Raw genomic sequence first — 16454 nt, forward strand, 5'->3', positions numbered from 1 at the left:
CGATTGAATAAGTTATCAACACCTAACTTAGCACCGCTTAAATAATATTATTTTAAGTTAAACCAGCCAGTAATTGAGTATCTTGCAGCACGAGCAAATGGAGTTACATAAGAAACAGAATGTGGTAATTGCACATCAAAAAGGGATAAAACATTACTTTTGGGCATAAACGTCTCTGTCAGCTTTCCATCCATTTCATAAAAATGTAACAAACCACCCCAGTCTGGGTGCCACTGTGGTGTAAAACCAAAAACAAAAGCGATTGCTCTTTGCTTTGTAGGGAGTACATCATTATGTCGTGTCAAAAAATTCCCTGGTACATAGCGTGTTAATTGCACACTTGCACTTTTTAAACCCTTTACACCTGTAACATCACTAATCAATTTTAAAACTTCTTGGCCATTAAGATAATTAAATAGATCCTTTAGTAACTCATCTTTTTCATTCTGAGTTATTTCATATCGCCCATAAAAAAAGCCAACCCCTTTACTCGCATTTTCATAAATAGTCTGCTGAAGCGCTCTCATTTTATTGGGAGACATATTTTTTAATTCATCATCTGATGATTGAATGTATTGGCCATTTAAAGAATATGCATTCAAATAAGGAATATTGTGTTTTAATTTTTCTGTAATTTTAGAAAAACCATCAAACTCTAAAACACTATCAACCATAATTCTCTTATTTTTAGAGTATTCCCTATGTAAATTAACTACATCAATATTTTTATTTAGTTGAATCATAAATATTCCAAAAATAAAAAAGCCACTAAAAAGTGGCTTTTAAATAAAGTTTAAGTTTCTAAGTTATTAGAACTTAATTGTAGCTCGTACATATACAAAGCGATCCATATTAACGTCGTACTCTGTAACAGAGAAGTTGTTAGTTGAGATTGCAAAATCATTGTTAGTGTATTCACGAGAAGGTTCTTTCGCGAATAAGTTCTCAATACCTACACTAATTTTAGTGTTGTAAGCGTCAAGAGCATAACCTACAGATACGTCATGTACAAAGTAAGAACCAATGTAATCAGCCATACCTGGGTAATTTTCTGCGCCGTAAGCTATGTCATAGTAGTTTTGCATACGGTCAACATAACGTGTTTGCCAATGCGCATCAAAGTCACCTTGAGACCAATCTAGAGCAAATGTGCCTTTATATTCAGGATAACCAGCATCACCATACTGTACGCCTACTTGATCTTCGCCATCGAACTCGTTAGTCATTACATAAGACAAATCAAGAGATGTTCTGAAGCTACCGTACTCAGTATCAAACTTGTATGCAGTATAAAAATCTATACCTTCAACATTGTAGGTACCTGAGTTTTGTAGGAAGTTACGTAAATCAACGATATTACCGTTAGCATCACGGTCAATGTAATCACAAGAAGATGCATTACTTCCTGAAGTACACTCGTTCAATATACGATTAGCACCGTAACGACCAATTGAGTTTTCAACTTCGATATCGTAGTAATCGATTGTGAATTCTAAACCATCAACATAGCTTGGGTTATAAACAATACCAAACGTTTTAGATTCTGATTCTTCTGGTTGTAAATCTGGAGAAGAAACGCGAGTTTCACGGATCTGTGTATTAGCTTGCGTGTAACCATTTGGTACGCCAGCACAACCAGGTAGGCTTGGAACAACACCTGTATCAGCATCCGAATTACACGGGTCTGTTAATGTAGGGTATGCATCTGCATTACCTGCATATAAGTCAGAGATTGAAGGAGCTCGGTAACCTTCAGCCCAAGTACCACGAAGAAGTAAATCATCCATTGGACGGTATTCAACACCAACTTTAGCTGTAGAGTTGCTACCATATGCGCTGTGGTCAGAGAATCTAATTGCTGGTGCAATGGTTAAACCATCAAATACTGGAATTGAAAGTTCTACATAAGCTTCATCTAAGCGGAAACCACCTGAAGTTGCATCACGTTGGTTACCTGAAGTTTCACCACTTTGAGTTAGTGGATCAGGCGTATCGTAACCTGATTCTTCACGACGTTCAAAGCCAACAGCCATCCCTACAACACCTGCAGGTAATTCAAACGCATCACCAGCAAAGTTTACTGTGTAATCTTTAAGTTCTAAACCTTCACGAGAAACACTGTCAAACGTTACAAAGTCAACCATATCTTGTGTAATTGAGCCAGCACCACCAAATAGGTTAAGCGGTACACAAGAAGTAGATGCATTACAGTTGTCACCTAATGCTTGGTTAACACGAGTAAGGTTAAGTAGACCTGTTGTTAAAACGTCTTGGCTATTCTTACCATAAATGTAAGAAGCATCCCAAACCCAAGATGTATCACCAATACCGCCCTCTAAACCAACCATTGCACGGTAAGTAGTATCATTTTGTCTGTAAATACGGTTACCCGCTTCTACAAAACGACGTTGACCAGCAAATGGGATATAACCTTCTACACCTGAGCGAGAAGCATCACCATACAGTGTTTCACCAAATGGGTTGTAGATATTATTTTCGTGGATGTCTACTCGGCTAGCGGCTGCACCAAAAGATGCACCAATTGTTAATGGCATCGCTGCAAGTAACTGAGAAGATTTACGGTTAGTCATCATGAAATCTGATACGAAACGAACGTCATCACTTAAGTCATAAAAAGCTTGAACATAAAAACTGTTACGCTCTTGTGGCGTTGCAAGGTAGTTTTCAGGCGCGTAGTTGTAAACATCACCAGCTCGGTCACGGAATGAATCTAAACCTACAGCTGAACCTGCACCATTAGGAACTAAATCAAAACCAGCGTTTGACTTACCAGCGTTGTTTTCAGTGTAACCTTGAGCAAGTAAGCTATCACGAAGATCAGGGCTGATTGCACTTGAAGTAAGACGTAAACGGCCTTTTTCAGTTGTAGAGCTGTTACCCATAGAAGAAATATCGCGATCACCTGCCCAAATTTCTTGTTGAGTTACATGGCTAGCATTAAACATTAAGCCACCGCGGTCTGAAGTAGTACCAACAGTGATATCTGCAGAATACTGACGTCCATCGTTGTACTTTAAGTTTTCACCACCGTATACAGAAACCTCAACACCTTCAAAATCTTTACGAGTGATGATATTTACAACACCAGCAATAGCATCAGAACCGTAGATAGCAGAAGCGCCGTCTTTAACAACTTCAACACGTTCAATTGCTGACGATGGGATTGTGTTTAAATCAACTGTAGAACCTAAAGATGAAACCCAGCGCTTACCATTTACTAATACAAGAAGACGTTGTGCGCCTAAGTTACGTAAATCCATGTTTGTTGCGCCAGTACCACCGTTATTAAAGGCAGTATTAAGTGCAGCACCCGCAGCTGGAATTTGTTGAAGAATGTCACCGATGCTTAATTGACCACTAACATTTAAATCATCACGGCTAAGAACTAAAACCGGGCTAGCACTTTCTAAATCAGTACGCTTGATGCGTGAACCTGTAACCTGAATACGTTCAACTTTTTCTGCGCCTTCTTCTGCAGCAAATGAACTTGCTGAGAAAGCAGCAGTAGAAGCTGCACCAAAAGCGATCGCTAAGCGAACTGCTTTTGAAACTTTGTTATTTAACATTTGATTCTCCCTAGAATACTATTTGTTTTTGTATTTTTTTGATCACAGCTTGTTAATTAATTTGTGATCACGCTTCAGATGATAATACTTCAAACACAAGATGGTCAACATTAAATTAACTTTAAAAGCACTTTGCATGACTTTTCATTATCATTTTTGGCGGTATTTTATTAGTTTTTTAAATTAATTTATGGATACGATTTAGAAACAAACTTGAGAATTAGAAACAACATCATGGTAACCAATTGATTTTTAATAGTTTGAATAAATGATTATTTAAATTACGCTTTGTATTCTTTTTAGATAAAATTGTAACCAAGGCCACAATTGTTAATTTACCTTTAAATTTTTTATTCACCTTTGACGTTTATAGGCGAATAATTAACTATAAAAGACTTTTTAAGCTCATAGTTAAGCTAAAACAACGAGGCTTGTGTAGATTCAGATGTTGTGTTTAATGCGCTTAATATCATTTGCGCAACAGGGTCGAGTTGTCTTTGAATGTACAGTGGGTAGTTCAGAGTGTTTTTACCGGTATAAAGCTCAGCGCCGGTTACTGCGTAAACATATTCAATCACCTGCCCGCGTTTTATTTCAAACTCAGGATGATTCGCTTTATATTTTTTAACAGCTTGAACATGAGGAGGAATATTTTTGATGTAATCGTTAAGGTGCTGCCCTAACCGCTTTCTATATACTAATTTACGGTCGAACTCACCATTATAAAGTTTTTGAGTGTAGCTATTTATAATATCGTGCAGTTGTTGTATTTCGAAGTTGTCAGTAAATAACGTCTCAAATAATTGTGTTTGAAACTCTTGTGCAAATTCAGTCCAGTCACTACGTACCGTTTCCATACCTTTAAATACCAGTTTTTTTTCATTATTTTTGGTTACTTGCCCTACATATCGCTTTTTAGAGCCTGTTTTTTTACCTCGTATAGTTGGCATAAAAAACGGACTGTAATGAGTTTCAAATTCAATTTCTAAATAACTATGTAAATCATAGCGTTGTTTTAAATCAGCTTGCCACATCGTATTAATATGATGAACAAGTTGGCAGCCAATTTCGTTGCATTGCTCAGGGCTTTTATCTTCACAAAGTTTTACAAACGTAGAGTCGGTATCACCATATATCACCTCAAAGCCTTGCGCTTCTATCCATTTACGGGTTGTTTGCATTATCTCATGACCACGTAACGTGATAGAACTCGATAAACGGGGGTCGTAAAACCGACAACCCTTAGAGCCGAGTACGCCATATAAACTATTCATAATAATTTTAATCGCTTGTGAGAGCATAGGTTGATTAGTGTCTTTTGCCTCTTGGCGTGTTTGGGTGAGGTGTGCAATTAATTTGGGTAGATGGTGCTGCGTTCTTGAGAATAACGCCTGATTAAACCCTTCAACCGCATGCTCTGGTGCGTTTAACCCTGCGATTAAACCTAACGGGTCAATACAAAACGTACGCATAATTGAAGGGTATAGGCTTTTAAAATCAAGTACCAAAACGTTTTTATACAGCCCTGGGGTCGACTCCATCACATAGCCACCAGGGCTCTCAAATGAGAGCCCATGATCGCCTAAATTGGGTGCAACATAACCACTGCGATGCAATAACGGTAAATATAAGTTTGTAAATGCGGCAACCGAGCCCCCCATGCGTTCCAGTTCGAGCCCTGTTATTTGGGTTCTGACAATGGCAAATTCAAATAGCTTTAATTTTTCGAAAATTTGATTAACCAAAATACAATCTTGACGATTATAAGCCGCTAGAGAAAGCTTATCTTCGTTAAATTGACGAACAATTTCAGTTAGTCGGTTGTCGGTTTTTATTAATTTAGATTCGTTAAGTACCCGCTCTGCAACATTGGCTAATGAAAAGCTGTCAAATCGGTAAGTGGCATTTTTTAATGTATCAATGCCATCAATGACGCACCGCCCTGGGAGCGTTAATCGAGTATAATGACCCTTATTAATATATAAAGGTTGATTATCTCGGCCAAAGTTTAGAGTAAGCCCTAACGCCTCAGCGCGTTCTTGCAATAAACTAAAGTCAAAATCAATAACATTCCAACCAACAATAACATCAGGATCGTTATTTATAATGTACTGCTGCAACTTGGTAAGCAGGTTAATTTCGTCATAGCACCAGTCTATTTCAAATGTCGAATCACTTTGCTGCGGCTCCCCTATCATCAATACACAATCTAAGCCATTTCCCACAAGTGCTACACTAAATAACACCCCATCGCCATTACATTCTATATCCAAAGAAACAGACGTAAGCGTTGGCGTGTAATCTTTGTTTGCTTTTAACTTTGCGTCACTAATTTCAATAAAACCATTTTTAGTTGTGGCGTTACCCGTTACCCACACACCTCCTTTAATAAAGCGCTCCATTAAAAAGCGGTCGCTGTGGCGTACATCGGCCTCATAAATTGGCATTGCTTGTTCTAGTAGAGTTCGCGCAGTATATAAACTATGTATGTCGTTGAAGTAACAAGCCACACATTCGCTGCCACTAAAATGGCACAACTCAACGTTATTAAACTGCGCTTTTATATTTGCCTGTGCGAGTAAAGTATTTGCAGTATGTTGCGCTGACAATGGGATGAAAAACACTGCCTGCTGGTTTTCAATAATAACTTTAAGTGGGCCCTGATCAGAGCTTAGCCAATAACACAAAGTAATACCTTGCGTATTTTTAGCGCTGTATTGTTGCCTTGATAAAATAAAGCCCTGATAGATTGCTTGTGTCAATGTTCGATCCCACTTAATATATACACTGTAATTATATACATATTTTAGGTTAATCATCACATGCTATCGAGCTCACTTAAAAAAACAATTAGACAAGTACACCAGCATGTTGCAAATAACCTAACCGATTACCGCCCTCGCAGTAGTCAAAACTATTTAGTTGCTGAAATCGCCAAAACATTAGCCGGTGAATACCATAAAAAACAACGTATTTGTGTTATTGAAGCAGGTACCGGCACCGGAAAGTCATTAGCTTACTGCCTAGGCGCTCTGCCACTGGCATTAGCACAAAAAAAGAAATTGGTTATTTCTACGGCTACTGTGGCTTTGCAAGAACAATTAATAGCTAAAGAGCTACCATTTTTTAAAAAGCACTCAGGACTCGATTTTAAATTTGATTTAGTCAAAGGTCGCCAACGTTATATTTGTGCACACAAACTTCATAATGCACTAAACAGCGATAGCCAAACTCAAATGGAGTTTATGCCTACCCTTACATCGCCATTAAGCGATATGGAAACTAAGTGCTTAAAGCAACTTTACGATGCCTATATCAATAAAAAATGGCAAGGTGATAGAGACAGCTGGGCCGATACCATTCCTGATAGAGTATGGGGACTCATTGCTTGTGATAAACATGCCTGCCAACGCCAGATGAAAGCACACCAAACATGTCCTTTTCAACTGGCTCGCCAGCAGTTAATGCAAATGGATGTATTGGTTATAAACCATTCGTTACTGTTAGCCGATTTAGACTTAGGGGGCGGAAAAATTTTACCCGAGCCCGACAATACCATTTATGTAATCGATGAAGCGCACCACCTTGCGCATATTACCCGCGATTTTTCATCTGCTGCAGCTACGATAAAAGGCACGATAGATTGGCTCGACAAACTCACTAAATTTAGTGGCAAAATGGCCAAAGTGTTAGTGGGTCAAAAAGGTATTGGGCAAAACTTTAAGTTATGCGATAGCGTTAACGATGCCAACAAAGATTTAAAAGTGGTGCGCGATATACTCGACAACGCCGATTTTGAATATTCAAAAGACGATACCTATCGCTTTGAACATGGTGAAATTCCTAAATCGTTACACGCAAAAGCAAAAGACATTAGCGAAGCCACGCTTGATGCATTACGGTGTTTAAATAAGATGCACGATACCCTCACACAAGATGTAAGCGACGGTGATATTAAACCTTATGTTGCCGACCCTATTCTGGCTGAAAGTGGGCAATACATAAACCGGTTAGAACAACTTAATAAATTATGGTTTAGTTACGCTACTAAAGGCGAAGGCACACCGCATGCGCGATGGATAAAACGACTTGAATATAAAAGCCATCATGATCACTTGCTTAGCGACTGCCCCATTGAGGTCGGTTACTATTTAAAAGATAAGCTGTGGAGCGAATGTGCTGGAGCCGTGTTATGTTCAGCTACCTTGAGCGCACTCGGTTCATTTGATCATTTTGCCTATGAAAGCGGCCTTGCCAAAGAAAAAGGGGTAAAATTCATTAAAGTCCCCTCTCCGTTTGACTACCCAAAACAAGCCACTTTACGCATTCCGGCCTCAAGTATAGAGCCAACAGATAAAGAATTTAGCGATCATATTGCTAAAACATTACCCGAATATCTGAACACTAAAAAAGCCAACTTAGTGTTGTTTGCCTCTTACTGGCAAATGGACCATGTAAGTAAGTTTCTTAGAACAAAAGGATTTAACTTATTAGTACAAGGTGAAATGTCACGAGAAGCTTTACTCAAATTACATATTAAAAATATTGATGAAGGCAAGGGCAGTATTTTATTTGGTACCCAAAGTCTTTCTGAAGGGCTTGATTTACCTGGGAAGTATTTAGAAAACCTGATTATTACCAAAATTCCGTTTGCGGTGCCCACCTCGCCTATCGAAGAAGCGCAAGCAGAGTTTGTGCAAAGTAAAGGCGGTAATCCGTTTTTATCGATAACCGTCCCAGACGCAGCAAAGAAATTGGTACAAAGCTGTGGTAGACTGCTGCGTAAAGAAAGTGATGCAGGCACAATAACTATTTTAGATAGACGCCTAGTCACCAAACGATATGGCAAAGCCATGCTTGACACCTTACCACCTTTTAAAAGACAAATAGATTACTGATGTTTGAACTTGCACTCGACCCAACAACTTGGGCTATTTTATGTGGCGTTGCACTTTTAGCTGGCTTTATTGATGCTATTGCTGGCGGCGGTGGATTACTCACTGTACCAGCACTGTTAACGGCAGGATTACCTCCTCATTTAACGCTTGGCACTAATAAATTGGCCGCCAGTTTTGGCTCGTTAACGGCCAGTATCACCTATTATAAAAAACAACTATTTAACCCACGATTTTGGTTTGCTTCTATTATGGCTACCGCCATAGGTGCTTTGTTAGGCACACTTATTGTTGATCATTTAAGTATCGAGTTTTTAAATAAGCTCTTACCCATTATTATTATTTTAGTGGCTTGCTACAGCTTGTTTGGTAATTTAAGTACCACACAAAGTGATGATCTGCCTAAATTAACCCGCACAATAAAAGTAAAACAGTGGCTACAAGGATTAAGCCTAGGTTTTTTTGATGGTTTAGCTGGGCCTGGAACGGGAACTTTTTGGACTGCCTCAAACGGTATGTTTTATAAAATGAGTTTGCTACTCAATTGTGGTTTGGCGCGTTCAATGAATTTTGTTTCTAACTTCATCTCTCTGATCACCTTTGTTGCACTTGGCCATGTTAACTTTTTACTGGGAATTACAATGGGCTTCTTTATCATGCTTGGTGCATGGTTTGGCGCACATTCAGCTATTCGTTTTGGCAGTAAATTTATTCGCCCAGTATTTAATACTATGGTTATACTTTTAGCGTTAAAACTAATTTACGAGGCATACTTTTAATATGCAATCTGCTGCTTTAGACAAACTACGCCAACAAGTTGCTACGCTTAAGCAACAAGCTGAGCAATTTGATAAAGCAAAATTATTTGCTAAAAATCGTTATATGCAGGCACAGCCAAGCTTATTTGACAGAGCCGTGTTTAGCACCAAAAGTATGAACTTAGCCGACTACGTAGTAGAAATAGAAGATGAAATAGCTAGCTTACCACCGAGCGAACACCGCCATGCCTACACTTACGCACTTGAGCGTATTGCCAGTCAGGTACAAGCGGTATTTAATGTTATTAAATCGACCCCTATTTGGGTGAAAGAAAATAAAAGTCATTATAAGCCTCGTGCTAAACAGCCTGTTTATAAACAAGCGGTGCAAAAAATCATGCAATCATCCCACGAGTTATATGACGAACTTAAACAAAACCATGAATTTGAACGCCGCCTGGTATTAATGATTGAAGAGCGTAAATTGCAAATGGAAAAAGCATCGCCTGCGCAAGCACAAAAGCTTAACCAGGAAATTTTAACCACTCATGCACGACTCGGCCGTTGTAGAAAAGCGATTTCTGCCACCGAAGACAAAATTCAACAAGTAGAAAAACAACAGCTACGCTAATGCAGCTTTATTACCACGAACTGTACTCGCAGCTAGAATTACCTGACCGCCATCGATTTCCAATTAAAAAGTATCAGCAGCTTAAGCATGAAGTTGAATGTCTAGGGTCTGTTGACCTTTGCAGATTAAAATTTGTTCAAACTAGGGGCGATTTAATCGCGGCGCGAGGTTTGTAACCTAGTGGGCTAAGTAAAAACCGAGCAACAAAGAGTAAATCGCCCCTAGGCAGAACCCGAAGGGCAGCGCCTGTTTGGCATTAATGCTGCGTTATCACCTATTTATGGGGAATAACCACACCACATAGGCTCTGCCTTGCCTAAATACCAAACAGACTGCTGCAAATTCAACCTTGAAAGGTCAACAGACCCTGGGCTACACCCAATTTATATCACCTTCGCCAGCAACAACAGCGCAATTGAAATTGTGTCATAGCTCAGATTATATTGCTGACTTTTTAAACGGGTCGTTGACTGACAAAGCGGTGAAGAAAATGGGATTTCCTCACTCTTATAAACTTGTTGAGCGAACTCTTTACTCTGTTGGTGCCAGTATTCAAGCCGCTGAAACAGCACTTGAAAGTGGTTTAGCGGCTAATTTAAGTGGCGGTTATCATCATGCTTACAGCAATTACGGCAGTGGCTTTTGTATTTTTAATGATTTAGCCATTGCTGCAGCCCACCTTATTGCAACGGAGCAAGCCGACACCGTATTAATATTTGATTGTGACGTGCATCAAGGTGACGGCACAGCGCACAAATAACCCAACAGCACGAGCAGATAATTAGTTGTTCAATTCACTGTGAACAAAACTTTCCTCGGCAAAAACAGCACTCAAACTACGACTTTGGCTTACCTGCAAACACCACAGATGCAGAGTATTTAACACCACTAGAGCAAGCTCTTGAGTTATGTGTTCGCCTCCACCAGCCCGATATTATTTTATATAATGCGGGCGCCGATATTTATACCAAAGACGAACTTGGCTTATTTGATATTTCACTAGCTGGTGTATATGAGCGCGACTTTAAGGTTCTTAACTTTTGTAAGCAGCGAAACATACCGCTGATGTGCGCTTTAGGTGGTGGTTATCAGCGTAACATCAACAATTTAGTCAGTGTCCATAAGCAACTATTTAAAGCGGCTCTCGATTTATAACAATCCTTGGTATAGACTCAACAAAGACAATAAAAAAGAGTGGCAGGAATATGCGATTAGATGACGACATACATAATTTTTACGAAAAACTCGTTTTAGAAGAAATAGAAAAACGTAAACTTAATGAACGTTACAACGACGATGTAATGGCTGACTTTTGCTGTACCGTACTCAATCAATTACCCCCACGCTATATTAGATACGATGTAGATATGGCATTTTATTTAACTCAAACAGATCGTTTAGATATGCAGCAACGCGTTGAACTTGCCATTAACTTTGCGATTGATCAGATTGCTAAAAAGAAAGATATTAATGAGTAAACCGCTAGAAGACGCCCCTACACACATAAAACTGGCTGTTGATTTAATTATGATATTAGAGCAACACGATGTAGAGCCCGAAGAAGTATTAAAAGCGCTCGATATCGTAAAAAGTGACTTTGAAAAGAAGCTAGTTAACAACTAGCTTCATTCAATTGTGTCTACTTCATACACAGTGACAGCGCCGTCATGTTTACTACAATCAATTTTAATTTCGCCGAATGTTCGTCTCGGTGATGTTGATCTACGGCATGTCATGTTTTGAGCTTTAACACCAAATTGTTCAATATAAACGGCAACAATTGCATCTATTTCTTGCTTCTCGTGTGTTGTCGCAGCAGTATAAAAAGTATCATATTGTTGTGACCAATTTTCAACGCCAGCTTCTGCTGCAACACCTAACCACCCCATACCAAGCTTAGTTGATTGCTCTAGATATTGCCCTTTTAAAAACATAAACGCTAGGGTGTATTGTGCACTTTTATAGCCCAATGCAGCAGGCTCTTCTAAATAGTTAAAAGCTTCTTCAAACTCCCCTTTTTTGTATGCCTTAACATCATTATATTCTTTTTTCTTCATGGTATTATCGCTGTAAAGACTTATTGGTGACGAATTACAGCCAGTTATTAAAGCCACCAATACCAGCAAAGTGGCACTCAATCGTTGATGATTCATTATTATCCTTAATTTATTATTTTTTGCTCAGAAACATAACCACTTTTAAAGCATCTGCCCTAAAACCTGTTAACATAAATTTAATATTTATGTGGGATTGCAAAGCTTACAGCGATTATTTTTATAAGCGCAGTTTTAATCGCCCATTAAAAATAGATAAACCTATTTTTTTAATACCCTGTATTTATACACAAGGTACTTTACTTTACGCACAATGCATTTAACTGACGTAAATCTATCACTGACTGTCCGTTTGCTGAACCAGTAATAATAACTGCGCGGCCGCTTTGGCATCGTCTAATGCACGGTGATGATTGGTTAAGTCTAAATTAAAGTGTGCCGATAAATTACCGAGTGAGTATGACTTTAATCCCTTAAATGCTTTGCGTGATTCAACGACTGTACACAGTTTCGGCATTTTAAAATTAATCCCTATCCTCTCAAGCTCTTTTTTAATAAATCCATAATCAAAATTAACATTATGCGCCACAAAAATACTGCCTGATAATTGATTCAGTAACGGCGCTGCAATCTCGCTAAATATGGGCGCATTGCTTACCATGGCATCGTTAATGCCTGTAAGCGAGGTAATAAAACGCGGGATGGGACGCTCTGGGTTTATCAATGTGGTCCATGTATCAACTATTTCGCCCTGCTTTATTTTAACAATACCAATTTCGGTAATACGGTTACCGCCTTTGAGGCCTCCTGTAGTTTCAATATCAACTACACTATAAACACGGTTAGGGTCTACATACCACTTCACCGCTGCAATATTGACTTTAAAACCACTGTTTTTTAAATTATCGATGCTCACTAGCTGGTTTCTTTTAAGCTTGTCTCCGGGCGCTTTTACCTCTTCAAAATGAACTGCGCTGTTATCAACAATCATTAAATCGGGGTAACCACCTTTTAGCTGTCGGTAGTTTTTTGCCATGTTTTTTAAATGGCTTAATAGCGCATTTATCGGGCTGTTTAAAATAAGCATCTCTAATGGCTTTAATACATCTTTGTGCCATCTAAATAAGCCATTTGGTTGCTCATAATACTTCGCTGCATGGTTACACACTAAACGCAGCAATTTTTGGGTACTATTACACGCAGCCAGCCGCGCCTCTACTTGCGAGGATTGATTTAAATAAAATGTATCTGTTTTTAAGGCTTGCGGATAAATATCAAATTCGTTGCAGGGGGGGGTTGGGGTTTCAATAAAAAGTTCCTGCCAAAAAACCAGCGCAAATAAGCTTTGCCACAAAGTATTTTCAGTATAAAAAACCTGTTTGCCTTGACGAGTGTAGTGATCACTTACACCTAACTCAACATCGCCACGGTAAAGTTCATCAACTTCTATAATACAGCGTGTACTGGCTAACATTTCACTAAGCCGTGAGCGTGTTTGCTTGTTAAATTTGCGCATTAAAAAGTCATCCGCAAAGTACAGTAACTCATCGGTGAGCGGATTTTCTATAATTTTCTCAAGTTGCGCCTTTACCCATTCTTTATTACCTAAACGGTATTGCTCTCTTATTTGAATTTCTAGTGCGTGCGCATCGTCTTCGCAGGCATTAAGTACATCAAACGCTAATACAGGGTTAGTTGTTTTTAGTTGCTTATAAAGTATGACCAATAACTTATTCTTTAGCTCTCGAGCTACAACCCCTACTGCTAATTCATTTATTAACTGTTTTGCTAACGTCTCATTTTCATTGTCATCTTTCGCGTTTTTAACGGCTAACCGAAAACGGTTTAACACATAGTTAGATTGCGCTTCCTCAATTGAGTCAAAGCGAGACAAACTTTCATTATGCCCTTGCCTAACAGGGGTTACCCCTAAGTCTCTTAGTACAAACCGGTTTTGATGATTCACATCACCGGCACTGAGCCTGCCAATATACAAAAACTCAAAATACTGGTAACACTCATCTCTATTATTGATCACGTACTGATTATACAAATGCGAAAGACGCTCTGGCTTAGATTCAAAAAATGAAATAGCGACTTCAACTAAACAACCTTTAGCAGCACTTTTTTTAAATAGTGGTGGCAGGTCTTGTTGAGCTAACAACTCAATTAAGGCCGGCTTTGTTAGATGGCTAAGCAGTTGCTTAGCGTCTGCTTGTGAGGGTTCACAGATTAACCCAGCTGTTTTTAAATTAAAAAGTGACTGATAAGGCGAAATAATCTCTTCATAATTTAATGACTGAGTTTGCACTAAATAAGGTTTACGAGAATAAATACGTGCTAGCATGCATTGGCTTTGCTCGTCGAGGGTGTTTATTTTATTAATAAATGTAATGTGCTTTTGCTCAAGTAAATGCATACATTTATCGCTCACAAAGCCTATTAGCTCTTTAAAATGTGCCAAATAATATTTTGCTGGTAACTCTTTTCTCATAAAAACCGCCAATACTGTATATAAAAACAGTATAATTATTTGAGCGCTTTTAGCAACCCAATTAGGAGTTAATAGCCTTTTAGAATTTAAATTGATTCAATCTCGGGCGCTTTAATTTTAGCGAGGTTTGTTACTTAATAAACTAAGTTAAAACCGAGCACCCTTTTTATACCCTGGCCCTTATCTTCACCTGTGTAGATAGCAGAACCCTTCAAGCAGTGCGTGTTTAACATTAACGAAGCGTTAGTACCTATTTACGGGCATTCACATGGCAAAAGATCTATTTTTCTTAAAAACCAAACACACTGCTGAAACTTCAATCTCAAAAGATAAACAGACCCTCGCGCAACTCAATTAATTTATTTATGCATACGTATTACTATTGAAATATCTTTTTTAGCGTGATTACTCTGTGCTAAGGTTGCCCGCAAATTATTAGTGGTACTTTAACTTCATTACACATAATAAAAATTAGGATTGAACAACATGACAACACAGCATGCAACTAAAGGTGAGCAAAGCGCAGCGGCAAAGTGCTCACTTTTATACGTTATTTTTATATCGGCTGTTGCCGCCATTGGTGGCTTTTTATTTGGTTTTGATTCAGGCGTTATAAACGGCACTGTATCGGCGTTAGGTAATACATTTAACTCAAGCAGTGTAGCAACAGGGTTTAATGTTGCCTCTGTTTTACTTGGTTGTGCGCTGGGTGCTTTAGCTGCTGGCCCATTAGCTGACAAATTTGGCCGTCGCGCTATTATGATTGTCACTGCACTTATATTTGCTATCAGTGCATTTGGCTCTGGTATTGCTGATAGCTCAGCTGAGTTTATTTTTTACCGCTTATTTGGCGGATTAGGCATAGGTGCAGCCTCTGTTTTAGCGCCTGCTTATATTGCAGAAGTAGCACCAGCAAGTTTGCGTGGTCGCTTAGCGACATTGCAACAACTTGCTATTGTTCTTGGCTTATTTGCAGCCTTTTTAAGTAACTACCTAATTGCTAACGCTGCTGGCGGTGCCGAGGGTATTTTACTGTTAGACTTAGCTGCATGGCGCTGGATGTTTTGGGCTGAACTGGTTCCTGCAGGCTTATTTTTAATTGGGGTCTTGTTTATTCCTGAGTCACCGCGTTACTTAGTCGCACAAGGCAAGCTTAAACACGCTAAAACTGTATTTAATAAAATTTCAAACGATGATGCTGATGCGCAAATCAATGACGTAAAGCAGTCTCTGAAAAGCGATAAAAAACCAAGTATTCGCGATTTATTTATCGATGGCAGTAAAAAGGTACACCCTATTGTTTGGGTGGGTGTGGCCTTGTCAGTGTTTCAACAATTTGTTGGTATTAACGTGGTATTTTATTACGGTTCAGAGCTTTGGCAAGCCGCTGGTTTTGATGAATCACAATCACTGTTTATAAACGTGCTTGCGGGTACCACTAATATTTTGTCTACTTTTATTGCTATTGCTTTAGTTGATAAAGTGGGACGTAAGCCATTGTTACTGGTAGGTAGTATAGGTATGTTTATTAGTTTAAGTGCACTTACCTACACCTTTGGCAGTGCAGGCCTTGATGAAGCGGGCAAGTTAGCACTTAGCGAAAATATGGGTACCTTTGCTTTAATAATGGCTAACCTGTTTGTGGTATTTTTTGGTTTAAGCTGGGGCCCAATTGTGTGGGTACTGCTTGGTGAAATGTTTAATAACCGCATTCGCGGCGCCGCGCTTGCAGTTGCTGCTAGTGCGCAGTGGATAGCTAACTTTGCTATTACTATGACCTTCCCTATCATGCTAGGTAGTATTGGTTTAGCAGGCGCCTATGGCTTTTATACCCTCTCGGCGTTTATTAGTGTGTTTTTTGTAGTTAAATACATTAAAGAGACACGCGGTATGAAGTTAGAGTCAATGTAATTACTTGGCTGGAGTAAAATAGCGCTTAATAATGCTGTTTTACTCCAGTGTATATAACCCTCCTTTGTAAGCCCTTTCATTTACCTGTTCCTCATCCACAAACAATATGCTTTTTTAGTATATA

The 16454-nt window shown here is 38.9% G+C and carries 11 protein-coding genes and 1 pseudogene; 7 read left to right on the top strand and 5 right to left on the bottom strand.

Annotation, left to right across the window (positions count from 1 at the left end; genetic code table 11):
- Window positions 1-47 precede the first annotated feature (47 nt).
- The 3 genes from KK487_RS10275 to KK487_RS10285 all read right to left on the bottom strand — a co-directional run bounded on the left by KK487_RS10275 (window position 48) and on the right by KK487_RS10285 (window position 6349).
- Window positions 48-743 carry a 2OG-Fe(II) oxygenase gene (locus KK487_RS10275; protein ID WP_013465377.1) on the bottom strand — a complete coding sequence of 232 codons (696 nt, stop codon included), beginning with the start codon at window positions 741-743 and terminating at the stop codon, window positions 48-50.
- A 66-nt stretch (window positions 744-809) separates the two neighbouring features.
- Complete coding sequence (locus KK487_RS10280; protein WP_013465378.1) at window positions 810-3587, bottom strand: TonB-dependent receptor plug domain-containing protein; 2778 nt, start codon at window positions 3585-3587, stop codon at window positions 810-812.
- 416 nt (window positions 3588-4003) lie between these two features.
- Window positions 4004-6349, bottom strand: coding sequence for a DNA polymerase II (locus KK487_RS10285; RefSeq protein WP_215521748.1), 2346 nt, complete (start codon window positions 6347-6349; stop codon window positions 4004-4006).
- A gap of 60 nt (window positions 6350-6409) precedes the next feature.
- Between KK487_RS10285 and dinG the strand changes: the two genes are divergently transcribed.
- The 6 genes and pseudogenes from dinG (at window position 6410) to KK487_RS10315 (ending at window position 11494) form a co-directional block, all read left to right on the top strand.
- The gene (gene dinG, locus KK487_RS10290; RefSeq protein ID WP_128583750.1) at window positions 6410-8485 is read left to right on the top strand and encodes an ATP-dependent DNA helicase DinG; all 2076 of its coding nucleotides are present in this window, start codon (window positions 6410-6412) and stop codon (window positions 8483-8485) included.
- Window positions 8485-9261: a TSUP family transporter gene (locus tag KK487_RS10295; protein WP_008467467.1), complete on the top strand. Its 777-nt coding sequence runs from the start codon at window positions 8485-8487 to the stop codon at window positions 9259-9261. The genes dinG and KK487_RS10295 overlap by 1 nt, the downstream gene beginning before the upstream one ends.
- Before the next feature lies 1 nt (window position 9262).
- Window positions 9263-9871 carry a primosomal replication protein gene (locus KK487_RS10300; RefSeq protein ID WP_024601576.1) on the top strand — a complete coding sequence of 203 codons (609 nt, stop codon included), beginning with the start codon at window positions 9263-9265 and terminating at the stop codon, window positions 9869-9871.
- Between the two features lie 349 nt (window positions 9872-10220).
- A pseudogene (locus KK487_RS10305) lies at window positions 10221-11026 on the top strand (histone deacetylase family protein).
- A 50-nt stretch (window positions 11027-11076) separates the two neighbouring features.
- Complete coding sequence (locus tag KK487_RS10310; protein ID WP_013465384.1) at window positions 11077-11349, top strand: late competence development ComFB family protein; 273 nt, start codon at window positions 11077-11079, stop codon at window positions 11347-11349.
- On the top strand, window positions 11342-11494 hold the full coding sequence (locus KK487_RS10315) for a YbaM family protein (RefSeq protein WP_008467474.1): 153 nt from the start codon (window positions 11342-11344) through the stop codon (window positions 11492-11494). Before KK487_RS10310 ends, KK487_RS10315 begins: the two co-directional genes overlap by 8 nt.
- Before the next feature lie 2 nt (window positions 11495-11496).
- Here the strand turns inward: KK487_RS10315 and KK487_RS10320 are convergent, their stop codons facing one another.
- Entirely contained in the window at window positions 11497-12024 is a 528-nt protein-coding gene (locus KK487_RS10320; protein ID WP_013465385.1) for an SEL1-like repeat protein, read from the bottom strand.
- A 238-nt stretch (window positions 12025-12262) separates the two neighbouring features.
- Window positions 12263-14419, bottom strand: coding sequence for an exonuclease domain-containing protein (locus tag KK487_RS10325; protein WP_215521749.1), 2157 nt, complete (start codon window positions 14417-14419; stop codon window positions 12263-12265).
- 486 nt (window positions 14420-14905) lie between these two features.
- Between KK487_RS10325 and KK487_RS10330 the strand changes: the two genes are divergently transcribed.
- Complete coding sequence (locus KK487_RS10330; RefSeq protein WP_013465388.1) at window positions 14906-16330, top strand: sugar porter family MFS transporter; 1425 nt, start codon at window positions 14906-14908, stop codon at window positions 16328-16330.
- Window positions 16331-16454 lie beyond the last annotated feature (124 nt).

The organism is Pseudoalteromonas sp. SiA1 (assembly GCF_018732205.1).
Lineage (GTDB): Bacteria > Pseudomonadota > Gammaproteobacteria > Enterobacterales > Alteromonadaceae > Pseudoalteromonas > Pseudoalteromonas tetraodonis.

Bases quoted from the DNA above. Each gene is read 5' to 3' on its own strand.
- KK487_RS10275 (WP_013465377.1), bottom strand. From the start codon at position 743: ATGATTCAACTAAATAAAAATATTGATGTAGTTAATTTACATAGGGAA.
- KK487_RS10280 (WP_013465378.1), bottom strand. From the start codon at position 3,587: ATGTTAAATAACAAAGTTTCAAAAGCAGTTCGCTTAGCGATCGCTTTT.
- dinG (WP_128583750.1), top strand. From the start codon at position 6,410: ATGCTATCGAGCTCACTTAAAAAAACAATTAGACAAGTACACCAGCAT.
- KK487_RS10295 (WP_008467467.1), top strand. From the start codon at position 8,485: ATGTTTGAACTTGCACTCGACCCAACAACTTGGGCTATTTTATGTGGC.
- KK487_RS10300 (WP_024601576.1), top strand. From the start codon at position 9,263: ATGCAATCTGCTGCTTTAGACAAACTACGCCAACAAGTTGCTACGCTT.
- KK487_RS10310 (WP_013465384.1), top strand. From the start codon at position 11,077: ATGCGATTAGATGACGACATACATAATTTTTACGAAAAACTCGTTTTA.
- KK487_RS10315 (WP_008467474.1), top strand. From the start codon at position 11,342: ATGAGTAAACCGCTAGAAGACGCCCCTACACACATAAAACTGGCTGTT.
- KK487_RS10320 (WP_013465385.1), bottom strand. From the start codon at position 12,024: ATGAATCATCAACGATTGAGTGCCACTTTGCTGGTATTGGTGGCTTTA.
- KK487_RS10325 (WP_215521749.1), bottom strand. From the start codon at position 14,419: ATGAGAAAAGAGTTACCAGCAAAATATTATTTGGCACATTTTAAAGAG.
- KK487_RS10330 (WP_013465388.1), top strand. From the start codon at position 14,906: ATGACAACACAGCATGCAACTAAAGGTGAGCAAAGCGCAGCGGCAAAG.